We start from the raw sequence: 17,520 nt of genomic DNA on the forward strand, positions 1-17,520 counted from the left end.
TCGTGTGCGGGTCATCTTGCCCGGACCGCACGCACCGCCTCTATTCCGGCCTGGAGGGTCGCCTTGCACGAGCGCCACGGACGTCAGGAACACCAGGACGCCGCCGATTCGCTGATCAAGGCGGGCAGCTTCTTCACCCGGGCCGAGGTCTCCGCGGACCTGCGGACCGTCCACAAGACCGGCGGCCGCGCCGCCGAGGCCTTCTACCGCGACCGGTGGAGCCACGACAAGGTCGTGTACTCCACGCACGGGGTGAACTGCACGGGCTCCTGCCGGTGGAAGGTCTACGTCAAGGACGGGATCATCACCTGGGAGACCCAGTCCACCGACTATCCCTCCGTCGGCCCCGACAGCCCCGAGTACGAGCCCCGCGGCTGCCCGCGCGGCGCCTCCTTCTCCTGGTACTCCTACTCCCCCACCCGGGTGCGCTACCCGTACGTGCGCGGCGCCCTCCTGGAGATGTACCGCGAGGCCAAGGCGCGCCTGGGCGATCCGGTCGAGGCCTGGGCCGACATCCAGTCCGACCCGGTCCGCCGGCGCACGTACCAGCAGGCGCGCGGCAAGGGCGGGCTGGTGCGCGCGACGTGGGAGGAGGCGACGGAGATCGTCGCCGCCGCGCACGTGCACACGATCAAGGAGCACGGCCCGGACCGGGTCGCCGGCTTCTCGCCGATCCCGGCGATGTCCATGGCCTCGCACGCCGCCGGCGCCCGCTTCCACTCGCTCATCGGCGCGCCGATGCTGTCCTTCTACGACTGGTACGCCGACCTTCCGGTCGCCTCCCCGCAGGTCTTCGGCGACCAGACGGACGTGCCCGAGTCCGGTGACTGGTGGGACGCCGCCTATCTGATGATGTGGGGCTCCAACGTCCCGGTCACCCGCACCCCGGACGCGCACTGGATGACCGAGGCCCGCTACCGCGGCCAGAAGGTCGTCGCCGTCTCGCCCGACTACGCGGACAACACGAAGTTCGCCGACGAGTGGATGCACCCGCACCCCGGTACGGACGGTGCGCTGGCCCTCGCGATGGGCCACGTCATCCTGAAGGAATTCTTCGTCGACCGGCAGACCCCCTTCTTCACGGACTACGTCCGGAAGTACACGGACCTCCCCTTCCTGGTCTCCCTCAAGGAGACCGAACAGGGTCTGGTTCCGGGAAAGTTCGTCACCGCCGCCGATCTCGGGCACACGGAAGGTCCGGCGGGCGAGAACGCGCGGTGGAAGACGGTGCTGATCGACGACGCGACCGGTGGGACCGTCGTCCCGAACGGCACCCTGGGCCACCGCTGGGGCAAGAACGAGAAGCCGGAGTGGAACCTCGACCTCGGCGACACCGTCCCGCGCCTGACCCTGTACGGCACCGCCGACGAGAGCGCGGAGATCACCCTCCCCCGCTTCGAGGACGACGAACAGGGCCTCGACGAGGACGGGAAGGCGCGCGGCACGATCCGCCGCGGCGTGCCCGTGCGGCGCCTCGCGACCGCCGGCGGGGACCGGCTCGTCACGACCGTCTTCGACCTGATGCTCGCCCAGTACGGCGTGGGCCGCGAGGGCCTGCCCGGCGCGTGGCCCACCGGCTACGAGGACGCGAGCGCCCCGGGCACCCCCGGCTGGCAGGAGTCGCTGACCTCCGTCCCGGCGGCCCAGGCGGCGCGCGTGGCAAGGGAGTTCGCGCGGACCGCGGAGCAGTCCGAGGGCCGCTGCATGATCCTGATGGGCGCGGGCACGAACCACTGGTTCCACTCCGAGACCATCTACCGCTCCTTCCTCGCGCTGCTCACCCTCACCGGCTGCCAGGGCCGCAACGGCGGCGGCTGGGGCCACTACGTGGGCCAGGAGAAGTGCCGCCCGGTCACCGGCTGGGCCACCCTCGCGGCCGCCTCCGACTGGTCGCGCCCGCCCCGCCAGATGATCGGCGCGGCCTGGTTCTACTTGCACACCGACCAGTGGCGCTACGACACCCTCCCGGCGGAGGCGCTGGCCTCGCCGCTCGCCACCGGCGCCTTCGAGGGCATGACGGGCTCGGACTGCCTGGCGGCGGCCACCCGGATGGGCTGGATGCCCTCGTACCCGACCTTCGACCGCAACCCGCTGGAGCTGGCCGAGGCCGAGGACCCCGTCGCGGAGACGGTCCGGCAGCTCAGGAGCGGCGAGCTGGGCTTCGCGGGCGAGGACCCGGACGCCCCGCACAACTGGCCGCGCGTGCTGAACGTGTGGCGGGCCAACCTGCTGGGATCCAGCTCCAAGGGCAACGAGTACTTCCTCAAGCACCTGCTGGGCACCCACTCCAACCTCCCCGAGGACGGGCCCCGCTGCACGCCCAAGGACGTGACGTACCGGGAGGAGGACGTGGAGGGCAAGCTCGACCTGCTCATGTCCATGGACTTCCGGATGACGTCCACGACGCTGCTGTCCGACGTGGTGTTCCCGGCCGCCACCTGGTACGAGAAGCACGACCTGTCCTCCACGGACATGCACCCCTTCCTGCACGCCTTCACCCCGGCCGTGGACCCGCCCTGGCAGGCCCGCTCCGACTACGACGCCTTCAAGGCCCTGGCCGAGCGGTTCGGCGAGCTGGCCGGCACCCACCTGGGCGTGCGCAAGGACCTGGTCGCCACCGCCCTGCAGCACGACACCCCGGGCGGCGAGATGGCCCAGCCCGGCGGCGTCGCGCTGGACTGGTCGAAGGGCGAGTGCGAGCCGGTGCCCGGCCGGACGATGTACAACCTGACGGTCGTCGAGCGCGACTACGGGGCGGTCGGCGAGAAGTTCGCCGCGCTCGGCCCGCTCGTCGACACGCTGGGCGTGACGACGAAGGCGATCACCTTCGACGTGGGCGAGGAGGTCGCCTACCTCGGCGCGAAGAACGGCACGGTCCGCGGCGGGGTCGCCGACGGCCGCCCGCGCCTGGAGACCGCCCAGCAGGCCTGCGAGGCGATCCTCTCGCTGTCCGGCACGAGCAACGGCCGCCTCGCCACCCAGGGCTTCGAGACCCTGGAGAAGAAGGTCGGCACCCCGATGGCCCACCTGGCCGCCGAGGCCGAGGGCAAGCGGATCACCTTCGCCGACACCCAGGCCCGCCCGGTCCCGGTGATCACCTCGCCCGAGTGGTCGGGCTCCGAGGCCGGCGGGCGCCGGTACACGGCCTTCACGGTCAACACCGAGCACCTCAAGCCCTGGCACACCCTCACCGGCCGCCAGCACTTCTTCATCGACCACGACTGGCTGCACGAGGTGGGCGAATCGCTGCCCGTCTACAAGCCGCCGCTGAACATGCACACCCTGTACGGGGAGCCCGAGCTCGGCACGGTCGACGAGAAGGCGAAGTCGGTGGCCGTCCGCTACCTGACCCCGCACAACAAGTGGGCGATCCACAGCCAGTACCAGGACAACCTCTACATGATGACGCTGGGCCGCGGCGGCCAGACGGTGTGGATGTCCCCGCAGGACGCCGCCGCCATCGGCGTGGCGGACAACGACTGGATCGAGGCGGTCAACCGCAACGGCGTGATCACCGCCCGCGCGATCGTCTCCCACAAGATGCCGCCCGGCACGGTCTACATGAACCACGCGCAGGAGCGCACGGTCGGCGTCCCCAAGACGGAGAAGACCGGCCGCCGCGGCGGCATCCACAACTCGCTGACCAGGGTGATGCTCAAGCCCACCCATCTCATCGGCGGTTACGCCCAGCTGACCTGGGCCTTCAACTACCTCGGCCCGACCGGCAACCAGCGCGACGAGGTGACGGTCATCCGCCGCCGCGACCAGAAGGTGGAGTTCTAACAACATGCGCGTGATGGCACAGGTCGCGATGGTCATGAACCTCGACAAGTGCATCGGCTGCCACACCTGCTCGGTCACCTGCAAGCAGGCGTGGACCAACCGGCAGGGCACCGAGTACGTCTGGTTCAACAACGTCGAGACCCTCCCCGGGCAGGGCTACCCGCGCCGGTGGGAGGACCAGGAGAAGTGGAAGGGCGGCTGGGAGCGCACCCGCTCCGGCAAGCTGCGCCTCAAGGCCGGCGGCCGCCTCGCCAAGCTGGGCAAGATCTTCGCCAACCCGGACCTCCCGGAGATCGACGACTACTACCAGCCGTGGACCTACGAGTACAAGAACCTCACCGAGGCGCCGGCGGGCGACGACATGCCCACCGCCCGGCCCGTCTCGCAGGTCACCGGAGAGCCGATCGACAAGATCGAGTGGGGTCCGAACTGGGACGACAACCTCGGCGGCGCCCCCGCGCACGCGCCGAAGGACCCGATCGTCGAGAAGATCCGCGACGAGGTCGGCGAGAAGATCCGCTTCGAGTTCGAGCAGAGCTTCATGTTCTACCTCCCGCGCGTCTGCGAGCACTGCCTCAACCCCGCGTGCGTCTCCTCGTGCCCCTCGGGCGCGATGTACAAGCGCGAGGAGGACGGCATCGTCCTGGTCGACCAGGACCAGTGCCGCGGCTGGCGGATGTGCGTGACCGGGTGCCCGTACAAGAAGGTGTACTTCAACCATCAGACCGGCAAGGCCGAGAAGTGCACGTTCTGCTTCCCGCGCATCGAGGTCGGCATGCCGACCGTGTGCTCGGAGACGTGCGTGGGCCGGATGCGCTACCTCGGCGTGATGCTCTACGACGCCGACAAGGTGGCCGAGGCGGCGTCCGTCGAGGACGAGCACGACCTCTATCCCGCGCAGGTCGAGTGCTTCCTGGACCCGGAGGACCCGGCCGTGATCGCCGCCGCCCGCGCGGCCGGCATCACCGACGAGTGGCTCGACGCGGCGCGGCGCTCGCCCGTCTACGACCTGATCGCCGGCTACCAGGTCGCCCTCCCGCTCCACCCGGAGTACCGGACGATGCCGATGGTCTGGTACGTGCCCCCGCTCTCCCCCGTCGTCGAGGCCGTCGCCGCCACCGGCAGCGACGGCGAGGACGCCGGGAACCTCTTCGGCGCCATCGACGCCCTGCGCATCCCCGTCGAGTACCTCGCCGCGATCCTCACCGCCGGCGACACCCAGCCGGTGGAGGCGGTGCTGCGCCGGATGGCCGCGATGCGCGCCTACATGCGCCGCGTCAACCTCGGCGAGGAGAAGGACGAGTCGATCGCCCGGGCCGTCGGGCTGTCCGGGCAGGAGATGGAGGACATGTTCCGCCTCCTGGCCATCGCCAAGATCGAGGACCGCTTCGTGGTGCCCAGCGCGGCCCGCGGCGAGGCCGAGGCGCTCGCCGGGTCCCACCCGCTGGACGGGGCCGCAGCCGCCGCCGAGCAGGGCTGCCCGGTCGGCGCCCTGCCCGAGCCCCGGGTGATGCTCAACCTCGGCTCCACGAGGAGGGGCAAGTGAGCGTGCGACCGCCGAGAGGCCCGATGGGGGGCCCCGCACTGGTACGACTGGTCGCGGGCTGTGTCCTGCAGTACCCCGGCGACTACTTCCACGATGAACTCCCGCGGCTCCGTGCGGCCCTCGCCGGGGTGCCCGCCGAACCGGCCGCACTGCTCGGCTCGTTCCTCGACGAGGCCGAGCGGCAGACCCCGATCGAGCTGTGCGCCCAGTACACCTCGACCTTCGACACCCGCAACCGGCGCTGCCTCTACCTCACGTGGTGGGTGGACGGCGACACCCGCCGGCGCGGGCTGTCCCTGGTCCGGCTGAAGCGGATCTACCGGGACTTCGGGCTGGAGTACGCGGGCGAGGAACTGCCCGACTTCCTGCCGGTGGCCCTGGAGTTCGCCGCCCGCGTGGAGGAGGCCGGCACCGAGCTGCTCCAGGAGCACCGGGCCGGGCTGGAGCTGCTGCGGCTCGCGCTCACCGAGTCCGCCTCCCCGTACGCCCGGGTCCTCGAAGCCGTCTGCTCGACGCTGCCCGGACCCTCCCCCGAGACCAAGGCCGAGGCCAAGGCGCTGGCGAAGAACGGCCCGCCGCAGGAGCTGGTGGGCGCGGGCTCGGCGCTCGAACCGTTCGGGCCGGGCCTCGACATGCCGGCCGACCTCCCCCTGCGGACCCCCGCCGACCTCCCGTGGCCCGTGACACCCGAAAGGCAGACGGCCTGATGGACCTCCTCCTGTGGGGCGTGCTCCCGTACGTCTCGATCGCGCTGCTGATCGCGGGCACGGTCTGGCGGGCCCGCTTCGACAAGTTCGGCTGGACCACCCACTCCTCCCAGCTGCACGAGTCGCGGCTGCTGCGCATCGGCTCGCCGCTCTTCCACTTCGGCATGCTCTTCGTGGTCCTCGGCCACGTGGTCGGCCTGCTGATCCCGAAGAGCTGGACCGACGCCGCGGGCCTGAGCGACCACGCCTACCACCTGCTGGCCGTCTCCACCGGCGCGATCGCGGGCGTCGCGGCCGCCGCCGGCATCGGGATCCTGGTCTACCGGCGCTTCAAGGTCCCGGCCGTGCGCAGGGCGACGCTGCGCAGCGACCACCTGATGTACAGCTTCCTGCTCGGCGCGATGGTGCTGGGCCTCACCGCCACGGTCCTCAACTCGACGGGAATGACGGACGGCTACAACTACCGTGACGGCATCTCGCCCTGGTTCCGCAGCCTGTTCACCTTCACCCCGGACCACCACCTGATGGCGGGCGCCCCGCTCGCCTTCAAGCTGCACATCCTCTTCGGCTTCACGCTGTTCGCGCTGATCCCGTACTCGCGGCTGGTCCACGCGTTCTCCGTGCCGCTGAAGTACCTGTTCCGGCCGTACGTGGTCTACCGCAAGCGGGACCCCGCGCAGCTCGCCAACCGCGAGACCAAGCGCGGCTGGGAGCGCGTGTCGTGACCCCGCACCCCACCCGCGGGCCCGTTCCCGCCACGCACCGCACCATCGTGCGCCGGCCCCGGCACGCGGTCGGCGAGCGGCCCTTCATCGTGATCTGGGAGGCGACGCGGGCCTGCCCGCTGGCCTGTCTGCACTGCCGGGCCGAGGCGCAGACCGCCCGCCACCCCGAGGAGCTCGACGGCGCGGACGCCCGCCGGGTGATGGACCAGATCGCCGCCTTCGGCAAGCCCGGCCCGCTCTTCGTGATCACCGGCGGGGACCCCTTCCAGCGCGCCGACCTCACCGACCTCGTGGCGTACGGGACCTCGCTGGGCCTGCGCGTCGCCGTGTCCCCCTCCGGTACGCCCACGCTGACGCCGGAGAACCTGGTGGCGGTGCGCGAGGCGGGCGCCATCGCGCTCTCCCTCTCGCTGGACGGTTCGACGGCCGGGCGCCACGACGCCTTCCGGGGCGTTCCCGGCGTGTTCGACTGGACGCTGGACGGCTGGCGGGCCGCCCGGGAGCTCGGGCTCAAGGTCCAGATCAACACCACGGTCACCCGCGGCAGCCTGGAGGACCTCGCCGACATCGCCTCGCTCGTCAAGCGCGAGGGCGCGATGCTGTGGTCCGGCTTCGTCCTGGTCCCGACCGGGCGCGGCGAGCAGTTGGACTCGCTCACGGCCGCCGAGGTCGAGGACGTCCTGCACTTCCTCTACGACTGCGGGGCCGTGATGGCCACCAAGACGACCGAGGGCCACCACTTCCGGCGGGTCGCGCTGCAGCGCACCGTCCTCGAAGCCCGCGGCGAGCGGCCGGTCCTGGGCGGGCTGTACGGGCGCCTGTCGGACCGCGCCCGCGAGCTCGGGCTGTTCGAGGGCGAGCGGCGGGCCGTGCGCCGCCCGCCGATGGACGTCTCCTCGGGCCGCGGGTTCGTCTTCATCTCGCACACGGGCGAGGTGCACCCCAGCGGCTTCCTGCCCGTCTCCGCGGGCAACGTGAAGAACCACCCGCTGACCGAGATCTACCGGGGCTCCGCACTGTTCACCAAGCTCCGCGATCCGTCGCTGCTGCGCGGCAAGTGCGGGGCGTGCGAGTTCAAGACGGTGTGCGGGGGGTCGCGCTCGCGGGCGTACGGCTTCACCCGCGACGTGCTGGAGGCCGACCCGTACTGCGCGTACGAGCCGGGCAGCTTCCCGTACCAGGAGGACCTCAAGGCGCTGGCCGAAAGCATGAGGCGCTGACCCACTCGGTTCCCATATGTTTCATAGGGGCACATATCGGCCTCGGGGCCACGGGAGAACACAATGCGTTCAGTGATCGTCATCGGTGGCGGCATCAGCGGTCTGGCCGCCGCGTGGCAGTTGCGCGGCCAGGCCGATGTGACCGTGCTGGAGAGCCACGCCAAGGTCGGCGGGAAGCTCCGTACCGGCACCATCGCCGGAATCACCGTCGACGAGGGCGCCGAATCCCTCATGGCCCTGCGCCCGGAGGCCGTGGAACTGGCCGCCGCCGTCGGACTGGGCGAGGCCCTGTGCGATCCGGCGAAGGCCCCCACCACCATCTGGACCAACGGCGGGCTGCGCCCGCTGCCCGCCGGCCACGTGATGGGCGTCCCCACCGACCCCTCGACGCTGATCGGCACCGGCCTGCTCTCCCCCGAGGGCGTCGCGCGCGTCGCCGCGGAGGAGACCCTCCCGGCCACCCCGCTGACCGAGGACTGCTCGGTCACCGCGTACCTGTCGGCCCGCTTCGGCCAGGAGGCCGTCGACCGGCTGATCGAGCCCATGCTGGGCGGCGTCTACGCCGGCCTCGCCGACCGGCTCTCGCTGCGCGCGGCCATGCCCCGGATCGCGGCCCTCGCCGAACAGGGCACCCCGCTCCTGCCGGCCCTGCGCCGGATGCGCGCGGCGGGCGCCCCGCGTTCGGCGGCCGTGGCCGTCCAGGGCGTCGTCGGCGGCACCGGCCGCTTCCCGGCGGCGGTCGCCGAAGCCTGCGGGGCCCGCATCCTCACCGGCACGACGGCCCGCTCCCTGCAGCGGACCGCCGGCGACCGCTGGCGCGTGCAGGCCATGACCGGCGACGGCGCGCTGACGATGGAGGCGGACGCGGTCGTCCTCGCGCTGCCCGCCTTCGCCGCGGCGGAGCTGCTGCGCCCCCACTCGCCCCTCGCCGAGGCCGAGCTCTCCTCGATCCCGCACGCCTCGACGGCCGTGATCACCATGGCCTTCTCCCGCGCCCAGGCCCACTTCCTCCCCCAGGGCAACGGCTTCCTGGTCCCGCCGGTCGACGGCCACACCCTCAAGGCCGCGTCCTTCCTCTCCAACAAGTGGTCCTGGCTGAACGACGCGGCCCCCGAGACCTTCGTGCTGCGCGCGTCCATCGGCCGCATCGGCGAGGACGAGCTGCTCAGCCGGCCCGACCGGCACCTGGTCCGCTCCGCCATCGCCGAACTGCACCGCGCGGTGGGCCCGATGGGCGAACCCCTGGCCACCCGCGTCACCCGCTGGGACCGGGGCCTGCCCCAGTACGGCGTCGGCCACCGCGACCGCGTCGCCCGCATCCGCGAGGCCGCCGGCAAGCTCCCGGGCATCGCCCTGTGCGGCGCGGCCTACGAGGGCGTCGGCGTGGCCGCCTGCGTCGCGACGGGCCGCGCGGCGGCCCGGCAGGTCCTCGCGGAGGCGTAGACCCCCGCACCCCCACCGAGACCACCCACGCGAACGGCACCGTCACCCGCACCTTCGAGCCCGTCCCCACCACCCCGGCGGAGCCGCTCCTGCCCGTCGCCCCCGCCACGGTCCCCGGCCGCCGACTGCCCGCCTGGACCTACTCCACCCGCGCCCTCAAGACCTACATGTACGCGGGCGCCGCCGGCGCGGCCGTCACCGTAGCCGCCATATACGGCCCCGCCATCGGCGCCGGAGCCGCGGCAGCCGCCGCCGGGGTCTGGGCCGCCGTCATCACCGCCGCCAAGGTCCTCGGCTCCATCGCCTTCCTGCTCGGCCTCGTCTACGTCCTGGCCCCGCGGAAGAGGAAGCCCCGCACCGGCACCTTCGAGGGCGTCCTGTCCGGGACCTGGCGCCAGGACTGACTCACCCCACCTCGAACTCCACCGGTCCCGCCCTCCAGCACAGGGCGGTGCCGGTGCCGTACGACCCCGACTCCGGAGGAGCTCCGTGTCCACCACCATCCGCGTCGCCGCACTCACGATCGGCGGCAAGACCGTCGAGTGCCCCGACGGCGCCGGCCGCAAGCCCGCCGCACTGCGCCTGCTCCCGTCCGGCCCGGCCGTCATGGCCACCTGCGGCCAGAGTCACGGAGCCAACCGACTCGGCGTCGGCGGCAAGCAGTGCTTCTTCGCCCTCAACGGCCTCACCGCCCAGGCCCTGGCCACCATCGCCACCCAGCTCAAGCCCGGGAAGATCGCCGTGACCCTGCCCGGCGGCGTGAAGCTGGAGGGCCGAATCCTCGAGACTGGCACCGCCGACGCCAAGACCCAGGCCGCAGCCGCCCAGTTCGCCAAGGCCAACGGCCAGCAGCCCGGCGACCAACGCGGCCGCGCCCCCAGCGGTGGCGGAACCGCCAAGGCCGCCTTCGGTGCCCTCACCGGAGCCTTCGGCGCCGTCAGCGCCGTCGCCGGAGCCGCCGGCCAGATCGCCGGAGCTGCCGGATCGGCGGTCACCGCCACGGCCGGAGCGGCCGGGAAAGTTGCCGACGCGGGCAAAGCCGGATTCGGAACCGCCACCGCCGGAATCAACGCGGTCAGCAAGAACTCCGCGCTGCGGCACAAGAGCGAACAGAACCGCGAGGACCGCATGGAGCGCGGCGAAGAACGGGCCCACGACGCCACCCAGCGCGGCGAAGAGCGCGCCGACAAGGAGCGCCGCGACATTCGCCGCGACCGGGCCGCCGAGCGGCGCGAGGCCCAGGCGGAGCGGGAATCCCAGCGGACCCACGAGCGCGAAACCCAAGGCCAGAGCGACGACGGCTGAACCAGCCGCCACCGGAAACCCACCTTGCAAACACAGTTAGGCCCGTTACCCCCAACACCCCTAACTGCACGGAATCCATTGCCAGCGACCAGGAGAAGGCCATGTTCAAAGCAGGCGACGAAGTACGGATCGTGAGCTGCGAAGACGACAGCCGTGCGGTCGGACGGACCGGGCGGATCGTGGACGAGACCCCGCCCGGCCCGCTCACCGGCGGCCGCTGGACCGTCGACCGGATCGGCATCCTCATCGGCCCCGTCCTGTGCCACGGGTACGAGCTGGAGAAGGCCGGCTCCTGACCCTGCACGTCACACCCACCTCTTCCACGCGCCCGCCCCGGTCTCCCGGGGCGGGCGCCCGCATGTCGTCACCGAACCGAAGGAGGCTGCAGTGCAGCTCTCGCTCTCCGCCGTCGTGGTCCTGGCCCTCGTGCTCGTCGTCATGATCCGGGGCGGTCACCTCAAGTGGCCCGCCGCCATCGTCGCGGTCCTGTTCGGCTTCTTCCTCGCCGGAACCACCCTCGCGCCCACCGTCCAGCAGGGCGTGGAGGGCGTCACCTCCACCGTCTCCAACATCAACCCGTGACCCAGGAAGAGGTAGCACCGTGATGCCGGACGACCCTTTCCGTACAGCAGGCGACCTGTGGAACAGGCTCGTCGGCCACCAGCCCGCCGTCGCCGCGGCGCTTGCCCTGAAGCTGCGCGAGCTGCCCGACGACTGGACGATGCGCGAGCTGGGCCTCGTACGCCCCGAGGCCGCGCTCGCCCTGCCCTCCTCCGACCCTGAGCACCGGGTGGAGATCGAGCCGAGCGACGCTGGGGACTGGGAGAACTGCCCCGCCTGCGGGGAGGCCGCCGACGACTTCTGTCGCTACCACCGGGGCTACACGGCCGGGTATGAGGCGCTGCACCAGCCGCTGCTGGACGCGATCACCATCGACACGGACGTCACGGTCCGGGTGGCACTCCAGCGAGTGGCCGACGAGGAGGACGCGTCGGCAGACGGTGTGCCGGTTGGCACCGTCTCGGCGGCCAGCCCGGCGGCACAGCCCGCTCCGTCCTCACCCCACCCCAGCACCAGTCAGACCCGTTGGACCCAACACCCCCGGCCTTCCACGGAAGGGCTAGTCGCGAAGATCCGACTGCCCTGGATGAGTCGTGCCGACCGTCGCCTGTGGCGCAGCGCCGACAGCCTCCAGGACCTTGGAGACCGGGTGGCCCTCTGGCTCACCGGCGCCGTCGCGAGCCAGGCCGGCTACCAGCCGCGGTACGGCCCGGACCCCGAGACCGCCCACCTGATCCCGGTCCTCGCCCGCCTCAACCGCTCCGGCCTCATCACCGACTGCTCCCAGCCCGGCATCGAGACCACCGAACCCGACGGCACCCACTGGAGCCAGCGCGCCGCCGTCACCGGCCTGGGCGCCGACACCGGCCTGCTCCGCCGCCTCGCCCTCTCGGCCCGCGACGCCGGCCTCTGGGGCATCGTGCACACCGCCGCGACGCCCGGTGCCGGACGGGACGGCGTCATCGTCACCACCGTGGACGGCGAGCCGTACACGCAGTTCGGCGCCCACATGGACCGCCAGGTGCTGGAGACGATCTGGCCCCCGAACCAGATCGGCCCGGGCGCCCACGAGGGTGTCCTGAGCTCCTGGCAGCTCACGATCGTCGACCCCCAGTACGGCCGGGACGACGTCCTGTGGCCCTTCCTCAGTGAAATCTGTGATGACGTCGAGGCTGATCGAATCGCCTGACCAGCACCGATTACCCCTGTTGGGTCTAACAGGGGCAACATTTGAGAGATGCCAACGAGAAGTTGGCCAATCTCCCGTTGACATGCCAACTGTGAGTTGGCATTCTTTGAGTGTGGGCAGCGGCCCGCACGACCGCGACGAAGGAGTCGAACGCCATGACGCAGTCCTCCACCACCCCGGCCGACACCACCACCGCGCGCCTCGCGCAGGCCCGCACCGACGTCATCGCCGAGATGGGCCGGACCGACGCCAAGGCCTCCGCGCTCCTCACTGTCCTGGGAATCCCGCTCACGGTCCTCATCGCCGCCGTCCCTGGCCGCGACCTCCCCACCGCCGCCACCGTCCTCGTCGGGCTCGGCGCCGCCGGCCTGGCCGCCGCGATGCTCCTGGTCCTCGCGATCGTCCTGCCCCGCCTCGGCGGGGACGCCCGCGGCTCCTACCTCCACTGGGCCACCTGCACGCCCGAGCAGGTGAGTGCCGACCTCGCCGTCGACCGCAGCGCCGAACGGCTCGTAGTCCTCTCCAAGATCGCCCTCAAGAAGATGCGGGCCCTGCGGGTCGCCATCTTCACCACGGCGGGCGCCCTCGGCGCCCTCGCCCTGGCCCTCGCCGCCACCCTCGTCTGACCGTCCCGCACCGCCCGCCCCGCGAACAGGAAGGCCCGCTCCATGACCGAGGTCATCACCACCAACACCCCGGCGCCCTCGCCCCGCAGCATCAGCCTGCGTATCCGCTACGCCGCCGTGGTCGGCGCCGAGCTGATCAGCCCGATCATCGCCGGTGTCGCCGCACTGCTCGCCGCTAACGCCTACCTCCACGACTCCGGACCCGAGGCCGGACGGCTCGCCCTCCTGGGCGGCCTCGCCGTCGCCGCCGGCATCCTCGCCCAGACGTTCTTCGGTGACGCTCTCCGCCGGACCACCGCCCGCATCAACGGGCAACTGCGCGGCGGCCGTACCTGGTCCTGCGCCTCCTGCGGGGCCTCCATCCGCGCGGACCGGTGGTCTGACCACGACATCAACACCGCCGAGCGGCTCCTCGGAGACCCCGACGCCCACGGCTGCACCGGCCTGCGGACCTGATGCACGGGGCGGTCGGCCACCCGGCTACCAACCTTGACGCCGACCGCCCCGCGTCCCAGCCCGCTCCAACCCGGAGCAGGGGGCAGCCACATCGTCCCTCAATCCCGTACGGAGCTGATCCCCATGACCCCCGCCCGACCCGACACCCCCGAGACCGAAGCGGCGAAGAAGCGCCTCGACGACGCCGTCAAGATCCGGGACACCGCCATCGAGGCCGCCCAACGCAGCTACTGGGCGACGGTCAAGGCCGAGATCGAGTTCAAGACCCTCACCCAGAACGCGGTCGCCGCGCACCTCGGATTCTCCCGAGAGCACGTCCGCAAGCAGCTCATCCGCTACACCGCCGACGGCCAGTAGGCCGGCGCAGATCCCAGGGGCGGCCGCAGCATCGGCCAAGAGGCACGGCCGCCCCCGGGGTTCCCCGTCCAGAGCAGGAACCGAGGAGACACCAGCATGCCGCAGACCCGTACCCTCACCGCCCCGCAGGCCGGTCCCATCACCATCGACGCCAGCCTCCTGGGCGCCCACGGGACCGTCACCATCCGCACCGACCGCACCATCAAGGCCGCCGAGATCGCCATCCGCACCACCGACGAGAGCGGCCCCAGCGCCGACGCGGTCCACGGCGCCCGCCTCCAGTGGGACGCCCGCGGCGCGCTCGTCGCCCACGTCAAGGGCAACGGGAGCCAGGGCACCAACCTGGTGACGGGCACCGGCGGTATCCACGTCGTCCAGAACTTCGGCGTGATCACCGGAACGGTCACCGGAGTGGTCATCACCGGCAACGGCAACAGCGTCACCGTCGGCGGCCGACGAGCCGACAGCCGCCAGGGGGTCGTCACCCTGCCCAGCAGCTCGCCGATCGAGATCACGGCGAGGGTCCCCGAGGGCAGCTCGGTCCTGGTCCGCACCCACTCCGGCGACATCCTGGCCACCGGCACGTTCGCCGCCGTCGCGGCCACCACCCAGTCCGGGGAAGTCAGCGTCCCCGGGAAGGCCGAGCAGGTCACTGCCTCCACCCAGTCCGGCGCCATCGACGTGAACGACTCGCCCAGCCTTCACGTCCAGACGCAGTCCGGAGGCATCCGGCTCGGCCGCACCGACGTCGCCGAGGCCACCACGATGTCCGGCTCCGTCACCGTCGCCGACTTCGGCGGCACCGCCCGCCTCAACACGATGTCCGGCGCGATCCGCGTGCACGCCAATGCCGGCGGCGACATCACTGCGAAGTCGATGTCCGGCTCCATCACGGTCACCGCCACCGACCAGGCGCAGGCTGACGGCCTCGACGTGAAGGCCAACAGCATGTCCGGGAGGGTTACCACCCCCCAGCGCAGGAGCATTTCCGGCCCTCGCCGCCGCACCAGCTGACACGCGGCCTGGCGCTCCGCCCGACCACCCACTTCCCCTTCCACCTGCAGCAGAGCAACGGAGACAACCGCATGATCCGCTCCGCCTTACGACTCACCCGCACCCCGGCCATCGAGCGCCTCGCCCTCTTCGGCGCACTCCTCGCCACCTTCGACGCCGTCCACGGATTCTGTGACCACTGGGGCCAGGACTCGACCGTCGCCCGCTGCAAGCGGCTCTACGGCCAGCACTCCGTCTACGCCGACGGCACCACCGTCCAGGAGGGCGACGGCCGGACCGGCGAGGCGACCACGACCGCCTCCACCCGCGGCAGGATCGCCGCGAGCAGGCACGCCGCCGAGTACACCGCGATCCAGACCAGCGCCGCCCTGGCGCTCACCCGGGCCCTCGGCTACCGCATCGGCCCCGGCGCGCTCCTGGCCGGCGCCGTCATCAACGGCGTGACGCACGCCGTAATCGACAGGGGCGCCCTCTTCCTCTGGATCGCCGACCGCACCGGCCGTCGCGGCTACATCGACCACTGCCAGACCGTCCGCCTCGACCCCGACGGCAGCGTCCACGCGGAGGCCAACGGCCCCGGGACCGCGTGGATGGAGCTCGACGAGTCCCTCCACCGGATCATCGGCGTCAGCGCCGCCGCCGTCACCGTCCTGCTCACCACCCACCGAGGTGACCAGCGATGACCCAGTCCCCCGACGCGACCGGCCGCCGCCTGGCCCACCTCCTGGACCTCGCCCGCCACGCCCTCGCCGACGCCCACCGCGAGGCCTCCACCGGCCCCCTCCAGCCCCAGCACCGCCAGCTCATCCTCGACGCCCTGCACCGCCCCGACGGCGGGGACCACGGCCTCCTGCACCTGCTCGGTGACCTCATCACTGACACCAGCCGCGACCTCCCCGAGGGCGACGCCGCCGAACAGCTCGACGAGGCCGCCGGGTACGCCTCCGAATACCCCGCCCAGCGCATCGACCGGGCCCGAGCCGCGCTCGCGGCCCCCGCCCGCCCGTGACCGCCGGCGCCAGGCCCGGCACCTGCCGGGTCTGGTACTGCGGACACTGCCGCGCCGCCTACAAGTCGGTGCCCCCGCTGGTCGACGCCGCATGCACCTGAGACACCCCGGTCGGCACCCTGCACCCGACCACCGTCACCGTGCCGCCCGCCCCGCCGGCCCCGCGCCTCCAGGCCCTCGACGACGACGAGGGCCGCCACCGCGCCCTCGCCCGCCGCGGCCGCCGAGTGAAGGTCACCTTCGAGGCCAAGGTCGACACCGCCTGGCTCACCCGCGGCGCCGACGGACACCAGCACCTCACCGTCCTCGTCATCACCGACGACGGCCATCACCACGCCATCGACACCCGACTCCCCGGCGCCCGCATCGACGCCGCCCACCCCCAAGACAAGGACGCGAACTGAAATGACCGAGACGTTCGAGACCATCCGCTACACGGCCGACGTGGTCGCGATGACGCCCGACGGCCGGGTCCTGCTGATCGAGCGGGACTGGCCGCCGTACGAAGGCATGCTCGCCTTGCCGGGCGGTCATGTGGACGAAGGGGAGACGAGCAGGTCGGCGGCCGCGCGCGAACTGGCCGAGGAGACCGGCGTCCAGGTCGACCCCGAGGAGCTGCTCCAGCTCGGCGTCTGGGACCGGCCCGGCCGTGACCCGCGCGGCCGCTACGTCACGGTCGCGTACGTCGCCGTCGTCCCCGCCGACACCACGGCCGTCGCGGGAGACGACGCCCGCACCACCCGCTGGGTGCCGTGGGACGAGCTGCCGGAGCAGCTGGCGTTCGACCACGCCAGCATCCTCGCCGCGGCCGTGAAGCCGGGTCAGACCCGTTAGACCCAACGCCTCCAACAGGTTCATCCCGGCATTTCCGCCCGCCCGCGCACCACGGAGCGACAGCATGAAGCCCGGGGCCGTCGATACCGGCCCCGGGCTCCACGAGAGGAAACCATGACCACCCCCGACACCACCACCACCGCCGACGGCCCGGTCCTCTCCACCGAGGCCTACGCCGCCGTCGAGAAGGCCGCGAAGAACCGCCGCGCCCTGTACGCGCCCAGCGTCCTGGAGCACGCCGCCGAACTCCTCACCGCCCTGTGGGCCGCCGGCGAGAAGCACGGCGTCGCACCCACCGAGTGGGCCTGGACGACCGACCTCGCGGGCGGAACGCTCGACGTCGTCACCCGCCAGTACGAGAGCGCCCCGAAGCCCGAGCGCACCATCGCGAAGGTCGTCTCCCTGCACGGCCACCTCGTCGCCGCCCTGCAGGAGCTCGGGCTCACCGCCCGGCTCGGCGGCCCGGGCATCCTCGTCGAACGCGGCCCCGACACCCCGCGCGGCGGCCGCGACGGCGATGCCGAAGTCGAGGTCCGCATCCACAGCGACGGCGGCTGGAACTTCTCCTTCGCCGCGCAGGGCGCCCCCGTCATGTCGATCGTGGCCCCCGCGTCCGAGGCCGGCGCCTCCCAGGTCGCCGAGATCGTCCGAGCCTTCGTACGCGGCGAGCTCGGCCCCGTCTTCCGCCACTGACCGACCGACCTCCGGCGGGGCCGCCGAACCCGGCCCCGCTCCTCTTGAGGAG

The 17,520-nt window shown here is 72.3% G+C and carries 20 protein-coding genes; all 20 read left to right on the plus strand.

Going from position 1 to position 17,520, the window contains the following annotated elements; all coding sequences use genetic code 11:
• The first annotated feature begins 63 nt into the window (after positions 1 to 63).
• On the plus strand, positions 64 to 3,783 hold the full coding sequence (locus DRB96_RS22275; RefSeq protein ID WP_112450041.1) for a nitrate reductase subunit alpha: 3,720 nt from the start codon (positions 64 to 66) through the stop codon (positions 3,781 to 3,783).
• Positions 3,784 to 3,787: 4 nt separating this feature from the next.
• Positions 3,788 to 5,329, plus strand: coding sequence for a nitrate reductase subunit beta (narH, locus tag DRB96_RS22280; protein WP_112450042.1), 1,542 nt, complete (start codon positions 3,788 to 3,790; stop codon positions 5,327 to 5,329).
• A gap of 23 nt (positions 5,330 to 5,352) precedes the next feature.
• Positions 5,353 to 6,036 (plus strand): nitrate reductase molybdenum cofactor assembly chaperone, encoded by a 684-nt coding sequence (gene narJ / locus DRB96_RS22285; RefSeq protein WP_112450043.1) that lies wholly within the window; start codon positions 5,353 to 5,355, stop codon positions 6,034 to 6,036.
• On the plus strand, positions 6,036 to 6,761 hold the full coding sequence (gene narI / locus DRB96_RS22290) for a respiratory nitrate reductase subunit gamma (RefSeq protein WP_112450044.1): 726 nt from the start codon (positions 6,036 to 6,038) through the stop codon (positions 6,759 to 6,761). Before narJ ends, narI begins: the two co-directional genes overlap by 1 nt.
• Positions 6,758 to 7,981 carry a TIGR04053 family radical SAM/SPASM domain-containing protein gene (locus tag DRB96_RS22295; RefSeq protein WP_112450045.1) on the plus strand — a complete coding sequence of 408 codons (1,224 nt, stop codon included), beginning with the start codon at positions 6,758 to 6,760 and terminating at the stop codon, positions 7,979 to 7,981. Before narI ends, DRB96_RS22295 begins: the two co-directional genes overlap by 4 nt.
• A gap of 63 nt (positions 7,982 to 8,044) precedes the next feature.
• The gene (hemG, locus tag DRB96_RS22300) at positions 8,045 to 9,424 is read left to right on the plus strand and encodes a protoporphyrinogen oxidase (protein WP_204357790.1); all 1,380 of its coding nucleotides are present in this window, start codon (positions 8,045 to 8,047) and stop codon (positions 9,422 to 9,424) included.
• Complete coding sequence (locus DRB96_RS22305; protein WP_112450047.1) at positions 9,337 to 9,828, plus strand: hypothetical protein; 492 nt, start codon at positions 9,337 to 9,339, stop codon at positions 9,826 to 9,828. Before hemG ends, DRB96_RS22305 begins: the two co-directional genes overlap by 88 nt.
• An 85-nt stretch (positions 9,829 to 9,913) precedes the next feature.
• Positions 9,914 to 10,729, plus strand: coding sequence for a hypothetical protein (locus DRB96_RS22310; protein WP_112450048.1), 816 nt, complete (start codon positions 9,914 to 9,916; stop codon positions 10,727 to 10,729).
• A gap of 101 nt (positions 10,730 to 10,830) precedes the next feature.
• Positions 10,831 to 11,025 carry a hypothetical protein gene (locus tag DRB96_RS22315; protein WP_112450049.1) on the plus strand — a complete coding sequence of 65 codons (195 nt, stop codon included), beginning with the start codon at positions 10,831 to 10,833 and terminating at the stop codon, positions 11,023 to 11,025.
• 91 nt (positions 11,026 to 11,116) lie between these two features.
• Positions 11,117 to 11,311, plus strand: a complete 195-nt coding sequence (locus DRB96_RS22320) for a hypothetical protein (protein ID WP_112450050.1) — start codon at positions 11,117 to 11,119, stop codon at positions 11,309 to 11,311.
• A gap of 22 nt (positions 11,312 to 11,333) precedes the next feature.
• Positions 11,334 to 12,479 (plus strand): hypothetical protein, encoded by a 1,146-nt coding sequence (locus DRB96_RS22325; protein WP_112450051.1) that lies wholly within the window; start codon positions 11,334 to 11,336, stop codon positions 12,477 to 12,479.
• 155 nt (positions 12,480 to 12,634) lie between these two features.
• The gene (locus tag DRB96_RS22330) at positions 12,635 to 13,105 is read left to right on the plus strand and encodes a Pycsar system effector family protein (protein WP_112450052.1); all 471 of its coding nucleotides are present in this window, start codon (positions 12,635 to 12,637) and stop codon (positions 13,103 to 13,105) included.
• A gap of 42 nt (positions 13,106 to 13,147) precedes the next feature.
• Positions 13,148 to 13,561 carry a hypothetical protein gene (locus DRB96_RS22335; protein ID WP_112450053.1) on the plus strand — a complete coding sequence of 138 codons (414 nt, stop codon included), beginning with the start codon at positions 13,148 to 13,150 and terminating at the stop codon, positions 13,559 to 13,561.
• Positions 13,562 to 13,684: 123 nt separating this feature from the next.
• Complete coding sequence (locus tag DRB96_RS22340; RefSeq protein ID WP_112450054.1) at positions 13,685 to 13,918, plus strand: hypothetical protein; 234 nt, start codon at positions 13,685 to 13,687, stop codon at positions 13,916 to 13,918.
• 96 nt (positions 13,919 to 14,014) lie between these two features.
• A complete protein-coding gene (locus DRB96_RS44805; protein WP_112450055.1) occupies positions 14,015 to 14,932 on the plus strand; it encodes a DUF4097 family beta strand repeat-containing protein in 918 nt (305 codons plus the stop codon).
• A gap of 71 nt (positions 14,933 to 15,003) precedes the next feature.
• Positions 15,004 to 15,615 carry a hypothetical protein gene (locus tag DRB96_RS22350; RefSeq protein WP_112450056.1) on the plus strand — a complete coding sequence of 204 codons (612 nt, stop codon included), beginning with the start codon at positions 15,004 to 15,006 and terminating at the stop codon, positions 15,613 to 15,615.
• Positions 15,612 to 15,941: a hypothetical protein gene (locus DRB96_RS22355; protein WP_112450057.1), complete on the plus strand. Its 330-nt coding sequence runs from the start codon at positions 15,612 to 15,614 to the stop codon at positions 15,939 to 15,941. Before DRB96_RS22350 ends, DRB96_RS22355 begins: the two co-directional genes overlap by 4 nt.
• A 140-nt stretch (positions 15,942 to 16,081) precedes the next feature.
• Entirely contained in the window at positions 16,082 to 16,345 is a 264-nt protein-coding gene (locus DRB96_RS22360; RefSeq protein ID WP_112450058.1) for a hypothetical protein, read from the plus strand.
• A gap of 1 nt (position 16,346) precedes the next feature.
• Entirely contained in the window at positions 16,347 to 16,775 is a 429-nt protein-coding gene (locus DRB96_RS22365; RefSeq protein WP_112450059.1) for an NUDIX hydrolase, read from the plus strand.
• A gap of 114 nt (positions 16,776 to 16,889) precedes the next feature.
• Positions 16,890 to 17,468, plus strand: coding sequence for a hypothetical protein (locus DRB96_RS22370; protein WP_112450060.1), 579 nt, complete (start codon positions 16,890 to 16,892; stop codon positions 17,466 to 17,468).
• Positions 17,469 to 17,520 lie beyond the last annotated feature (52 nt).

This window comes from Streptomyces sp. ICC1 (assembly GCF_003287935.1).
Taxonomy (GTDB): Bacteria; Actinomycetota; Actinomycetes; order Streptomycetales; family Streptomycetaceae; genus Streptomyces; species Streptomyces tritrimontium.

Coding starts and splice junctions, on each gene's coding strand:
- narH (WP_112450042.1), top strand. CDS start 3,788: ATGCGCGTGATGGCACAGGTCGCGATGGTCATGAACCTCGACAAGTGC.
- narJ (WP_112450043.1), top strand. CDS start 5,353: ATGGGGGGCCCCGCACTGGTACGACTGGTCGCGGGCTGTGTCCTGCAG.
- narI (WP_112450044.1), top strand. CDS start 6,036: ATGGACCTCCTCCTGTGGGGCGTGCTCCCGTACGTCTCGATCGCGCTG.
- hemG (WP_204357790.1), top strand. CDS start 8,045: ATGCGTTCAGTGATCGTCATCGGTGGCGGCATCAGCGGTCTGGCCGCC.
- DRB96_RS22315 (WP_112450049.1), top strand. CDS start 10,831: ATGTTCAAAGCAGGCGACGAAGTACGGATCGTGAGCTGCGAAGACGAC.
- DRB96_RS22325 (WP_112450051.1), top strand. CDS start 11,334: ATGCCGGACGACCCTTTCCGTACAGCAGGCGACCTGTGGAACAGGCTC.
- DRB96_RS22330 (WP_112450052.1), top strand. CDS start 12,635: ATGACGCAGTCCTCCACCACCCCGGCCGACACCACCACCGCGCGCCTC.
- DRB96_RS22335 (WP_112450053.1), top strand. CDS start 13,148: ATGACCGAGGTCATCACCACCAACACCCCGGCGCCCTCGCCCCGCAGC.
- DRB96_RS22340 (WP_112450054.1), top strand. CDS start 13,685: ATGACCCCCGCCCGACCCGACACCCCCGAGACCGAAGCGGCGAAGAAG.
- DRB96_RS44805 (WP_112450055.1), top strand. CDS start 14,015: ATGCCGCAGACCCGTACCCTCACCGCCCCGCAGGCCGGTCCCATCACC.
- DRB96_RS22350 (WP_112450056.1), top strand. CDS start 15,004: ATGATCCGCTCCGCCTTACGACTCACCCGCACCCCGGCCATCGAGCGC.
- DRB96_RS22355 (WP_112450057.1), top strand. CDS start 15,612: ATGACCCAGTCCCCCGACGCGACCGGCCGCCGCCTGGCCCACCTCCTG.
- DRB96_RS22365 (WP_112450059.1), top strand. CDS start 16,347: ATGACCGAGACGTTCGAGACCATCCGCTACACGGCCGACGTGGTCGCG.
- DRB96_RS22370 (WP_112450060.1), top strand. CDS start 16,890: ATGACCACCCCCGACACCACCACCACCGCCGACGGCCCGGTCCTCTCC.